The sequence below is a fragment of the Klebsiella sp. 141198 genome, assembly GCF_050600785.1.
GTDB classification, from domain to species: Bacteria; Pseudomonadota; Gammaproteobacteria; order Enterobacterales; family Enterobacteriaceae; genus Klebsiella; species Klebsiella aerogenes.
Genome location: NZ_JAQIRM010000005.1, coordinates 101,193 through 113,468 on the forward strand (window position 1 = coordinate 101,193; position 12,276 = coordinate 113,468).

A 12,276-nucleotide genomic window follows, 5' to 3' on the forward strand; every position below is an offset into this window, starting at 1 on the left:
TATTGCGCGCTTGTTTAACAGGAGTGTTTCGCTATGACTTCCCGACGAGACTGGCAATTACAGCAACTGGGAATTACCCAGTGGTCGCTGCGTCGCCCGGGGGCGTTGCAGGGCGAAATCGCTATCTCGCTTCCTGAACATATTCGTCTGGTGATGGTGGCGGAAACCCCGCCGTCGCTGACTGAACCGCTCATTAGCGATATTCTGCGCGCGCTCTCGATTCGCGCCGATCAGGTACTGCAGCTTACGCCGGACCGGGTAGCGATGCTGCCGCAAAATAGCCGCTGCAACAGCTGGCGACTGGGCTGCGAGACGCCGCTGTCGCTGGTGGGCGCCCAGGTCTCGACGCCCGTTTTTGATGAACTTCAGAGCAGCGCGCCGGCTCGCATCGCGCTCTGGCAACAAATCTGCGCACATGAACACGATTTCTACCCTCAGCACGGCTGATTTATCCAAAGCCTGGCAAATCGAAAAACGCGCCCACGCTTTTCCGTGGAGCGAACAAACCTTTGCCAGCAATCAGGGTGAACGTTATCTGAATTACCAACTGGCAGTGGATGGAGAAATGGCGGCATTTGCCATTACTCAGATTGTCCTTGATGAAGCGACGCTTTTTAACATCGCCGTCGACCCCGACTACCAGCGCCGCGGCCTGGGACGGGAACTGCTGGAACATGTTATTGATGAAGTAGAAAAACTCGGCGTCGTCACGCTGTGGCTGGAGGTGCGGGCATCGAATGTCGCCGCCATCGCGCTCTACGAAAGCTTAGGCTTTAACGAGGCGACTATCCGCCGCAATTACTACCCTACGGCCGACGGGCGTGAAGACGCAATTATCATGGCTCTGCCAATCAGTATGTAAGACAAGGTGAAACGATGAAATGGGACTGGATTTTCTTTGATGCCGATGAAACGTTGTTTACGTTTGACTCTTTCAGCGGTTTACAGCGGATGTTTCTCGACTATAGCGTGACATTTACCGCCAAAGATTTTCAGGACTATCAGGCCGTTAATAAGCCGCTGTGGGTGGATTATCAAAACGGCGCCATCACCTCGCTACAATTACAGCATCAGCGTTTTGATAGCTGGGCGGAACGGTTGAACGTCCCCCCGGGCGAACTGAACGACGCTTTCATGAATGCGATGGCAGAAATCTGCGCGCCGCTGCCGGGCGCCGTATCGTTGCTGGATGCGCTGCAGGGCAAGGTAAAAATGGGCATCATCACCAACGGTTTTACCTCGTTGCAGCAGACTCGTCTGGAGCGTACCGGCCTGCGCGATCATTTTGATTTGCTGATTATTTCTGAGGAAGTCGGCGTCGCGAAGCCGGATGCGCGTATCTTCGACTATGCGCTGGCGCAGGCGGGTAATCCGTCGCGCGACAGGGTATTGATGGTCGGCGATACCGCCGAGTCGGATATCCGCGGCGGCGTCAATGCCGGGCTTGCCACCTGTTGGCTGAATGCGCACCAGCAAACGCTGCCGGCAGACCTGCAGCCCGACTGGACGGTGACCTCTTTAAGCGAACTGGAGCAACTCCTGTGTAAACACTAATTGCCTCCCCCCCATTGATGGGTAAAATAGCCGCAATTTTTCGTATTCCACATGCGCGGCCCGTTGCCGCGTTTACTTAGAAGATTGAATTATGACGTTGTCTCCTTATCTGCAAGAGGTGGCCAAACGCCGCACTTTTGCCATTATTTCTCACCCGGATGCCGGTAAGACCACCATCACTGAAAAAGTGCTGCTGTTCGGACAGGCGATTCAGACCGCCGGTACCGTGAAGGGCCGCGGCTCCAGCCAGCATGCTAAATCCGACTGGATGGAGATGGAAAAGCAGCGTGGGATCTCAATTACCACCTCGGTGATGCAGTTCCCGTACCATGACTGCCTGGTTAACCTGCTGGATACCCCGGGGCACGAAGACTTCTCCGAAGATACCTACCGTACCCTGACGGCGGTTGACTGCTGTCTGATGGTTATCGATGCGGCGAAAGGCGTCGAAGATCGTACCCGCAAGCTGATGGAAGTTACCCGTCTGCGCGATACGCCGATCCTCACCTTTATGAACAAACTCGACCGTGATATCCGCGATCCGATGGAATTGCTGGATGAAGTCGAAAATGAGCTGAAAATCGGCTGTGCGCCGATTACCTGGCCTATCGGCTGCGGCAAGCTGTTTAAAGGGGTTTATCATCTTTATAAAGATGAAACTTACCTCTATCAGACCGGTAAAGGACACACCATTCAGGAAGTGCGCGTTGTTAAGGGGCTGAATAACCCTGAGCTGGATGCCGCGGTGGGCGACGATCTGGCGCAGCAGCTGCGCGATGAACTGGAACTGGTACAGGGCGCTTCGAACGAGTTCGATAAAGATCTGTTCCTGGCGGGCGAAATTACTCCGGTGTTCTTCGGCACCGCATTAGGCAACTTCGGCGTGGATCATATGCTGGATGGCCTGGTGGAATGGGCGCCAGCGCCGATGCCGCGTAACACTGATACCCGTGAAGTGACGGCCGCAGAAGAGAAATTCACCGGCTTCGTGTTTAAGATTCAGGCCAACATGGACCCGAAACACCGCGACCGCGTGGCCTTTATGCGCGTGGTATCCGGCAAATACGAGAAAGGCATGAAGCTGCGTCAGGTGCGTATCGGCAAGGACGTGGTGATTTCCGACGCGCTGACCTTTATGGCGGGCGACCGTTCGCACGTTGAAGAAGCCTACCCGGGCGATATCATTGGTCTGCATAACCACGGCACCATTCAGATTGGCGACACCTTTACCCAGGGCGAAATGATGAAGTTCACCGGTATTCCGAACTTCGCGCCGGAACTGTTCCGTCGTATTCGCCTCAAGGATCCGCTGAAGCAGAAACAGCTGCTGAAAGGGCTGGTACAGCTCTCTGAAGAGGGCGCGGTACAGGTCTTCCGCCCTATCGCTAATAACGATCTGATCGTTGGCGCCGTCGGCGTGCTGCAGTTTGACGTGGTAGTAGCGCGTCTGAAAAGTGAATACAACGTTGAAGCGATTTACGAATCTGTCAACGTGGCCACCGCGCGTTGGGTTGAATCAACAGACGTGAAGAAATTCGAAGAGTTCAAGCGTAAGAACGAAGTTCAACTGGCGCTGGATGGCGGCGATAATCTGACCTATATCGCCCCGACGATGGTGAACCTGAACCTGACGCAAGAGCGTTATCCTGATGTGGTGTTCCGCAAAACGCGCGAACACTAATACCTCTCTGGAGCGCGGCGATGCTGCGCTCCAGCCTGTTTTGCTCGTCTTCCTCCTTACCATAGAAAGTTCTTAAATCTGCGCAAATCGTAGCTTTTTTATTCAAACCCTCCGCCGCATCTCCGCTCATCTACTATATTTATTAAGCACTTTTCAGAAACTTGGCTGAATAAATAGCCATTTGTTTTACCAAAGCAGACATCGTGAGGGCATACCAATGACCAGACTAAAGAGCGCCAGGCTATTGCTGCCTCTCTTCTTAGGCTCAGCGTTGATAAGCGCCTCGACCTATGCGGAAACCACCGCAACCGATAGCGCGAAGGCCGCCGCGACCAGCGCGGGAGAAAGCGTCGATAAATCGATCAACAAGGTTGGCGATTTTATGGATGACAGCACGATCACCGCCCGTGTCAAAGCGGCGCTGATCGATGACAAAAGTATCCGTAGCACCGATATCTCGGTGAAAACGGAAAACAAAGTCGTGACCTTAAGCGGGACTGTTGAGAGCGCTGAGCAAAAATCACAGGCCGTTAGCGCGGCGAAAGGCGTCGAAGGGGTGAGTTCGGTAAGCGACAAGCTGACCGTGGCAGGTGAAAAATCGGCAAGCCTGAAGGGCTATGCAGGCGACACCGCTATCACCAGCGAAGTCAAAGCCAAACTGCTCGCGGACGATATCGTTCCGTCGCGTAAGGTGACGGTGGAAACCAGCAACGGAGTAGTACACCTCTCCGGAACCCTGGAATCGAGCAAGCAGGTCGATCGTGCGGCAGACATTGCCAAAGCGGTAACCGGTGTTAAGAGCGTGAAGAACGATCTTAAAGTGCAGTAAGGGTATTCATTAAAAGATATTCGCCAGCGGCGATACCGCTGAGCGAGTTGTACGCAGGGTTGATGTATGCGCGGCCTGAGCGCGCAGAAAAGCGACCGTTAATCATATGGTAAGGAGAACAGTATGTTTAGATGGGGCATTATTTTTCTGATCATCGCGTTGATTGCCGCCGCATTGGGTTTTGGTGGTCTGGCGGGTACCGCGGCGTGGGCGGCTAAAATCGTCTTTGTTGTCGGTATTATCATTTTCCTGGTCAGCCTGTTTACCGGGCGAAAACGACCCTAGAGGCCATGTGCCGAAAGGCGTGAATCAATAACCGCGCAGTGATGACATAACGTCTTACATAAAGCCAGTCAATGTGACTGGCTTTTGCGGTTTCAGGGGACGACAATTTGCGTTACTTTAATGATACAAAATAGACAAACAGGAAAGCAGGGTGGGGCAGCGCATTCCCGTGACGCTGGGCAATATCGCCCCGTTAGCGGTAAAACCCTTCCGTCCGGGCAAACTTGCTCTGGTGTGCGAAGGCGGTGGTCAGCGAGGTATTTTCACAGCCGGGGTTCTGGACGAATTCATGCGCGCCGGATTTAACCCTTTCGACCTGATGCTTGGTACTTCCGCTGGCGCGCAAAACATCTCCGCTTATATCTGTAATCAGCAGGGCTACGCCCGTAAAGTCATTACGCGTTATACCACCTCGCGGCAGTTTTTCGACCCGATGCGCTTCGTACGCGGCGGCAATCTTATCGATCTCGATTGGCTGGTCGATTCCACTGCACAACAAATGCCGCTGGCGATGAACTATGCCGAGGAGCAGTTCGCGCTGGGTAAAGAGCTGTGGATGTGCGCCTGCCGCGGTGACGATTACACGGCAAACTATTTTTCCCCCACCCGTCAGACCTGGCTTGATCTGATCCGCGCCTCCAGCGCCATTCCCGGTTTTTACCGTAGCGGTGTCCTGCTGGATGGCGTGAACTACCTCGATGGCGGCGTCAGCGATGCGATCCCGGTGCAGGAAGCGGCGCGGCGCGGCGCGCAGACTATCGTGGTGATCCGTACCGTCCCTTCGCAGATGTTCTACACTCCGCAGTGGTTTAAACGAATGGAACGTTGGCTTGGGGAGAGCAGTCTGCAGCCTTTTGTGAACCTGGTGCAGCACCACGAAACCACCTATCGCGCGACGCAGCAGTTTATTGAAAAACCGCCGGGTAAACTGCGGATATTCGAAATCTATCCGCAACGGCCGCTGCGCAGTATGGCGCTTGGCAGCCGTCTGCCGGCGCTGCTGGAAGATTATAAAACCGGGCGCCAGTGCGGCCGCTACTTCCTCGCCACGGTAGGGAAGCTGCTGACCGAACAACCGCCGCTGTTACGCCATGCGCCGCGTGTGGCAAGGCCGACCCCGGTGGTGGTGCCGCCGCTGCCGGTGGCGAATGAAGCGCCGCAACAGGCGATTATCACCGCGCCGCAGGCCAATGACCCCAGCTTTAATAACGAGGATCTGGCGTGACGTTACGCTTTATTGATACCCACTGTCACTTCGATTTTCCCCCGTTTGAAGATGATGAACCCGCGAGTATCGCGAGGGCGGCGCAGCTGGGCGTTGGGCGTATTATCGTGCCGTCAATATCCGCCGGGCGCTTTGCTCGCGTGCTGGCGCTGGCGGAGCAACACGAGCCGCTGTATGCCGCGCTAGGGATGCATCCTATTGTTATCGAACAGCATGATGACCGCGGGTTAGCGCAACTGGAAAGTTATCTTGCACAGCGTCATCCAAAACTCGTGGCCATCGGAGAGATTGGTCTCGATCTCTACCGCGACGATCCACAATTCGACCGCCAGCAGGCGCTGCTGGAAGCGCAGCTGCGGCTGGCGAAGCGTTACGATTTACCGGTGATCCTGCATTCGCGGCGCACGCACGATAAGCTGGCGATGATGCTAAAAAAACATAACCTGCCGCGTGCCGGGGTGGTGCATGGTTTTTCCGGCAGTCTGCAGCAGGCGGAGCGTTTTGTACAACTGGGCTATAAGATTGGCGTTGGCGGCACCATTACTTATCCCCGCGCCAGCAAAACTCGCGATGTCATGGCGCGCCTGCCGCTTTCTTCACTGCTGCTGGAAACCGATGCTCCGGATATGCCGCTGAATGGTTTTCAGGGGCAGCCAAACCGTCCGGAACAGGCGGCCCGCGTCTTTGACGCGTTATGTGAACTGCGCGCGGAACCGGCGCAGGAAATTGAAGCGGCACTACTGGCGAATACCAAAAGCCTCTTTACCGCGCTCACTCTCTAACGGCCCACCTTCTGGGCAAAGTCGTCCCCGGCTCTGGCAGGGTGTGATAATCCCATCATTTTTTGTAAATCTAAAATCTATTACATTTCAATTAGAAAGTATATTTGTGGCCAGTGGTTGCACAATTTGTGCGCCATAACGTCGAGATAATTCGTTTTGATATGTTAGAATAATAACATCGATAAGAACTTAGGTTTGCCGATTATGCTTAAACAGGACATGACCGGTAGATTGGCGGTAATCGATGGTTAATTGTGAGTTATGTCGCATTACAGTAGTGCAAATTAGTAATTAGTTTTCATTAACTGTGATGAATGTCGAAGTGTAATGGCGAGCGGTTGTTACAATAGTAACAGGCTCGCAAGGTGAACAAACTATTGAACCGGCAATACGCCGTCGGAGTATGAAATGACTGATTTGAAAGCAAGCAGCCTGCGCGCGTTGAAACTGATGGATCTGACCACCCTGAATGATGACGACACCAATGAGAAGGTGATCGCGCTGTGTCATCAGGCGAAAACCCCGGTGGGTAATACCGCCGCTGTCTGTATCTACCCGCGTTTTATCCCGATTGCCCGTAAGACGCTGAACGAACAAGGAACGCCGGACATCCGTATCGCGACGGTGACTAACTTCCCGCATGGTAATGACGATATTGATATCGCGCTGGCGGAAACCCGCGCGGCAATCGCCTATGGCGCGGATGAAGTGGATGTGGTTTTCCCGTACCGCGCGCTGATCGCTGGTAACGAGCAGGTTGGTTTTGATCTGGTGAAAGCCTGTAAAGAAGCTTGTGCGGCGGCGAATGTGCTGCTGAAAGTGATCATCGAAACCGGCGAACTGAAAGAAGAAGCGTTGATTCGTAAAGCGTCTGAAATCTCTATTAAAGCGGGCGCGGATTTCATCAAAACTTCGACCGGTAAAGTGCCGGTAAATGCGACGCCGGAAAGCGCGCGCATCATGATGGAAGTCATCCGCGATATGGGCGTTGAGAAAACCGTTGGCTTCAAACCTGCCGGCGGCGTGCGCAGCGCGGAAGACGCGCAGCAGTTCCTGGCGATTGCCGATGAACTGTTCGGCGCCGATTGGGCTGATTCCCGTCACTACCGTTTCGGCGCATCAAGCCTGTTGGCTAGCCTGCTGAAAGCCCTGGGTCACGGCGACGGTAAGAGCGCCAGCAGCTACTAATCCCTTGATATGCCGGATGGTGCTTCGCTTATCCGGCCTACGAATTGATGCCTGTAGGCCGGATAAGGCGCTCGCGCCGCCATCCGGCGATTTATACCATTTGGGAGGTTACCGTGTTTCTCGCACAAGAAATTATTCGTAAAAAACGTGATGGTCATGCATTAAGCGATGAGGAGATTCGCTTTTTCATCAACGGCATCCGCGATAATACTATCTCTGAAGGACAGATCGCCGCGCTGGCGATGACCATCTTCTTCCATGATATGTCTATGCCGGAACGTGTTTCGCTGACCATGGCGATGCGGGATTCAGGAACCGTTCTCGACTGGAAAAGCCTTAACCTCAACGGCCCAATCGTCGATAAACACTCGACCGGCGGCGTGGGTGACGTCACCTCGCTGATGCTGGGGCCAATGGTTGCCGCCTGCGGCGGTTACGTACCGATGATCTCCGGGCGCGGTCTCGGCCATACCGGCGGTACGCTTGATAAACTGGAAGCGATCCCGGGCTTCGATATCTTCCCGGACGACGCGCGTTTCCGCGAAATTATTAAAGATGTCGGCGTGGCGATCATCGGGCAGACCAGCTCGCTCGCCCCGGCTGACAAACGTTTCTATGCCACCCGCGATATTACCGCGACGGTGGATTCCATCCCGCTGATTACCGCGTCTATTCTGGCCAAGAAACTGGCGGAAGGTCTGGATGCGCTGGTGATGGACGTCAAAGTCGGCAGCGGCGCCTTTATGCCGACGTATGAGCTTTCTGAAGCGCTTGCCGAAGCGATCGTTGGCGTCTCCAACGGCGCCGGCGTGCGCACGACCGCGCTGTTAACTGATATGAACCAGGTGCTGGCCTCCAGTGCGGGTAACGCCGTTGAAGTTCGCGAAGCGGTGCAGTTCCTGACCGGTGAATATCGTAACCCACGCCTGTACGACGTCACCATGGCGCTGTGTGTGGAAATGCTGATTTCCGGCAAGCTGGCGGCGGATAACGCCGAGGCGCGCGCGAAATTGCAGGCGGTGCTGGATAACGGTAAAGCGGCCGAAGTCTTTGGCCGTATGGTGGCGGCGCAGAAGGGGCCGAACGACTTTGTCGAAAACTATGCGAAATACCTGCCGACGGCAATGCTGAGCAAAGCCGTCTATGCTGAAGGCGCCGGATTTGTCTCTGAAATGGATACCCGCGCGCTGGGGATGGCGGTGGTGTCGATGGGCGGTGGTCGTCGTCAGGCTTCCGATACTATTGACTACAGCGTTGGCTTTACCGATATGGCGCGCCTTGGCGATAAAGTCGATGGCGAACGTCCGCTGGCGGTGATTCATGCGAAAGATGAATCCAGCTGGCAGGAAGCGGCCAAAGCCGTGAAAGCGGCAATTAAACTGGACGCTCAAGCCCCAGAAATTACACCGACGGTCTATCGCCGAATCACCAAGTAGCGATATACTGATCTGATCGCTTTTTTGCAGCGCATGATGTATGGAGAACAAGATGAAACGTGCATTTATTATGGTGCTGGACTCCTTTGGGATTGGCGCAACGGAAGATGCTGACCGCTTTGGCGATGTGGGCGCCGATACCATGGGCCACATTGCGGAAGCCTGCGCCAAAGGTGAAGCTGACAATGGTCGTAAAGGCCCGCTGAATTTACCTAACCTGACCCGTCTGGGCCTGGTGAAAGCGCATGAAGGTTCTACCGGTAAAATTGCCGCCGGTATGGACGGTAATGCCGAAGTCGTTGGCGCCTATGCCTGGGCGCATGAACTCTCTTCTGGTAAAGATACGCCGTCTGGCCACTGGGAAATCGCCGGCGTGCCGGTGCTGTTTGACTGGGGCTACTTCAGCGATCACGAGAACAGCTTCCCGCAGGAACTGCTGGATAAACTGGTTAAGCGCGCGAACCTGCCGGGCTACCTCGGCAACTGCCACTCATCCGGTACCGTGATTCTGGATCAACTGGGTGAAGAGCATATGAAAACCGGGAAACCGATTTTCTATACCTCTGCTGACTCGGTGTTCCAGATAGCCTGTCACGAAGAGACTTTCGGTCTCGACAAGCTGTATGAGCTGTGCGAAATCGCCCGTGAAGAACTGACCGAAGGCGGCTATAACATTGGCCGCGTGATTGCGCGTCCGTTTGTTGGCGACAAAGCCGGTAACTTCCAGCGTACCGGTAACCGTCACGACCTGGCGGTCGAACCGCCGGCGCCGACCGTGCTGCAAAAGCTGGTCGACGAGAAAAACGGTCACGTGGTTTCCGTGGGTAAAATCGCCGACATCTACGCCAACTGCGGTATCACTAAGAAAGTGAAAGCCACCGGGCTGGACGCGCTGTTCGACGCGACCATCAAAGAGATGAAGGAAGCGGGCGACGAGACTATCGTCTTCACTAACTTCGTCGACTTTGACTCCTCCTGGGGTCACCGTCGTGACGTCGCTGGCTACGCAGCGGGTCTGGAACTGTTTGACCGCCGTCTGCCGGAGCTGATGGAGCTGGTTGGGGAAGACGACATTCTGATCCTCACCGCCGACCACGGCTGCGACCCGACCTGGACCGGTACCGACCACACTCGCGAGCACATTCCGGTGCTGGTGTACGGTCCGAAAGTGAAGCCGGGTTCGTTAGGCCACCGCGAAACTTTCGCGGATATCGGCCAGACGCTGGCGACATACTTTGGTACGTCGCCGATGGCGTACGGTAAAAACATGCTGTAATACCCGTTGTCTTTCGCGCTGTAGATGCGTTGACTTCATTCGCTCACCCCGGTCACATAGTTAATCTATGCTCCCGGGGATTCACGAATTCGTCGCCTTCCTACAACGCGAAATCCTTAGGGTATTTGAATACGTTTTGTAGGCCTGACAAGGCGTAGCCGCCATCAGGCTCGAACAATTTATATAAGGATAAAACGATGGCTACCCCACACATTAACGCAGAAATGGGCGATTTCGCTGACGTAGTTTTGATGCCGGGCGACCCGCTGCGCGCGAAGCACATTGCAGAAACCTTCCTCGAAGACGTGCGTGAAGTAAACAACGTGCGCGGCATGCTGGGCTTCACCGGTACCTACAAAGGCCGCAAAATCTCCGTGATGGGCCACGGTATGGGTATCCCATCCTGCTCTATCTACACCAAAGAGCTGATCACCGATTTCGGCGTGAAAAAAATCATCCGTGTCGGCTCCTGCGGCGCGGTACGTGAAGATGTCAAACTGCGTGATGTGGTTATCGGCATGGGCGCGTGCACCGACTCTAAAGTCAACCGTCTGCGCTTCAAAGACCATGACTTCGCGGCGATTGCCGATTTCGGCATGGTACGTAACGCGGTAGACGCAGCCAAAGCGCTGGGCGTTGACGCGCGCGTCGGCAACATCTTCTCCGCTGACCTGTTCTATACGCCGGACCCGTCTATGTTCGACGTGATGGAAAAATACGGCATTCTGGGCGTGGAAATGGAAGCGGCCGGCATTTATGGCGTCGCGGCGGAGTTCGGCGCGAAAGCGCTGACCATCTGCACCGTTTCCGATCATATCCGTACCCATGAGCAGACCACTGCCGCTGAGCGTCAGACGACCTTCAACGATATGATCAAAATCGCGCTGGAATCCGTACTACTGGGCGATAAAGAGTAAGACCTGTTGTGCCGGGTGGCGGCTTCGCCTGACCCGGCCTACGGTTTCCCTGGCCCGCTAAGCGCAGCGGGCTTTTTTATCAGCGCACCGCGCCGGCCATCCACGCCGACAGTTCTTTCAGTTCCGCTTCCTGCTCCGGGAAATCTGCGAGTAGCGCCTCACACTGCTGCTGTAATATTTCCGCCCGATACTGACAACCGACTAATCGTGCCGCCAGCGCCTCGAGCGGCGCCGGGTTCAGGCTATCGGTAAAAGCCTGCGCGCGGGTGATATGGCCCTTCTCGACGTCAAAATGCAGCTCGACGCCGCCCCAGCGAAAGCGCTCATCCAGCAGGTGAGAGAAAGCGGGCGCCTGACCGAAGTTCCACTCCCAACTGCTCTGGCGGGCGAAGGTCTCGGCAAAATTCGGCAGATCCGGCGTGTTGTCCGGCGAAATGACTTCCGCCGCTACCCGTTCGCCGTAATGGTTGAAGAATGCCTCCTGAATGGCTTCGCAAATCTGCTGGTGGGTAATGCCCGGTAGGAGTTCAACCAGGTTCGCCACGCGCCCGCGTACCGAGGTAATGCCCTTGGCCTGCAGCTTTTTTTTGTCCGGATTAAGATAGTTGGCGAGACGGCTTAAGTCGGCGTTTAGCAGCAGAGTGCCGTGATGAAAACCGCGGTCCATCGTTTCGCGATAGGCGGAGCCAGAAACCTTGCGATCGCCGTTGTCGGTTTTGACCACCAGATCGTTGCGCCCGGAGGCCTCCGCGGTCACGCCAAGCGAATTCAACGCCGCCAGCACGATAGCGGTAGAAACGGTTTTGTCGTATTCCGGTTTGCCCGCCATAAAGGTAAAGCAGGTATTGCCGAGGTCGTGGAATACCGCGCCGCCGCCGCTGCTGCGCCGGGCCAGCCGCACGTTATCTTCTTCCATGCGCCGGGTATTGCACTCCTTCCAGGGGTTCTGCGCGCGGCCAATCACCACGGTGTCGGCGTTGCGCCACAGAAACAGCACCCGTTGGGTGGCCGGCATCTGGCGGAAAATACACTCTTCTACCGCCAGGTTAAACCAGGGGTCGTAGGAGTCGGAGAGCAACAGGCGGAGCGTCGGCATAGGATAT

At 55.4% G+C, this 12,276-nt stretch carries 13 protein-coding genes; 12 read left to right on the forward strand and 1 reads right to left on the reverse strand.

From position 1 onward, the window contains the following. Window positions 1-33: 33 nt before the first annotated feature. The 12 genes from PGR10_RS18260 (at window position 34) to deoD (ending at window position 11,173) form a co-directional block, all read left to right on the forward strand. A complete protein-coding gene (locus PGR10_RS18260) occupies window positions 34-447 on the forward strand; it encodes a DNA polymerase III subunit psi (protein WP_213193284.1) in 414 nt (137 codons plus the stop codon). Further along, the gene (gene rimI / locus PGR10_RS18265) at window positions 416-862 is read left to right on the forward strand and encodes a ribosomal protein S18-alanine N-acetyltransferase (protein WP_430923901.1); all 447 of its coding nucleotides are present in this window, start codon (window positions 416-418) and stop codon (window positions 860-862) included. The genes PGR10_RS18260 and rimI overlap by 32 nt, the downstream gene beginning before the upstream one ends. A gap of 14 nt (window positions 863-876) precedes the next feature. Beyond that, complete coding sequence (gene yjjG / locus PGR10_RS18270) at window positions 877-1,554, forward strand: pyrimidine 5'-nucleotidase (protein WP_416725122.1); 678 nt, start codon at window positions 877-879, stop codon at window positions 1,552-1,554. 91 nt (window positions 1,555-1,645) lie between these two features. Then, window positions 1,646-3,235, forward strand: a complete 1,590-nt coding sequence (gene prfC, locus PGR10_RS18275; RefSeq protein ID WP_045395922.1) for a peptide chain release factor 3 — start codon at window positions 1,646-1,648, stop codon at window positions 3,233-3,235. A 217-nt stretch (window positions 3,236-3,452) separates the two neighbouring features. Next, the gene (gene osmY, locus PGR10_RS18280; protein WP_020079668.1) at window positions 3,453-4,064 is read left to right on the forward strand and encodes a molecular chaperone OsmY; all 612 of its coding nucleotides are present in this window, start codon (window positions 3,453-3,455) and stop codon (window positions 4,062-4,064) included. Between the two features lie 123 nt (window positions 4,065-4,187). Next, window positions 4,188-4,349: a DUF1328 domain-containing protein gene (locus PGR10_RS18285; protein ID WP_015368384.1), complete on the forward strand. Its 162-nt coding sequence runs from the start codon at window positions 4,188-4,190 to the stop codon at window positions 4,347-4,349. A gap of 151 nt (window positions 4,350-4,500) precedes the next feature. Continuing rightward, complete coding sequence (locus tag PGR10_RS18290; RefSeq protein WP_087858213.1) at window positions 4,501-5,574, forward strand: patatin-like phospholipase family protein; 1,074 nt, start codon at window positions 4,501-4,503, stop codon at window positions 5,572-5,574. After that, window positions 5,571-6,356, forward strand: a complete 786-nt coding sequence (locus PGR10_RS18295; RefSeq protein WP_213795019.1) for a TatD family hydrolase — start codon at window positions 5,571-5,573, stop codon at window positions 6,354-6,356. Before PGR10_RS18290 ends, PGR10_RS18295 begins: the two co-directional genes overlap by 4 nt. Window positions 6,357-6,764: 408 nt before the next feature. Then, a complete protein-coding gene (gene deoC, locus PGR10_RS18300; RefSeq protein ID WP_015368381.1) occupies window positions 6,765-7,544 on the forward strand; it encodes a deoxyribose-phosphate aldolase in 780 nt (259 codons plus the stop codon). A 113-nt stretch (window positions 7,545-7,657) separates the two neighbouring features. Next, entirely contained in the window at window positions 7,658-8,980 is a 1,323-nt protein-coding gene (gene deoA / locus PGR10_RS18305) for a thymidine phosphorylase (protein WP_430923902.1), read from the forward strand. 52 nt (window positions 8,981-9,032) lie between these two features. Continuing rightward, window positions 9,033-10,256, forward strand: a complete 1,224-nt coding sequence (deoB, locus tag PGR10_RS18310; protein WP_045395913.1) for a phosphopentomutase — start codon at window positions 9,033-9,035, stop codon at window positions 10,254-10,256. 197 nt (window positions 10,257-10,453) lie between these two features. After that, complete coding sequence (deoD, locus tag PGR10_RS18315; protein WP_002887789.1) at window positions 10,454-11,173, forward strand: purine-nucleoside phosphorylase; 720 nt, start codon at window positions 10,454-10,456, stop codon at window positions 11,171-11,173. Window positions 11,174-11,252: 79 nt separating this feature from the next. On the opposite strand, the gene lplA is transcribed toward deoD, so the two are convergent. Beyond that, window positions 11,253-12,269, reverse strand: coding sequence for a lipoate--protein ligase LplA (gene lplA, locus PGR10_RS18320; RefSeq protein WP_213795017.1), 1,017 nt, complete (start codon window positions 12,267-12,269; stop codon window positions 11,253-11,255). Window positions 12,270-12,276 lie beyond the last annotated feature (7 nt).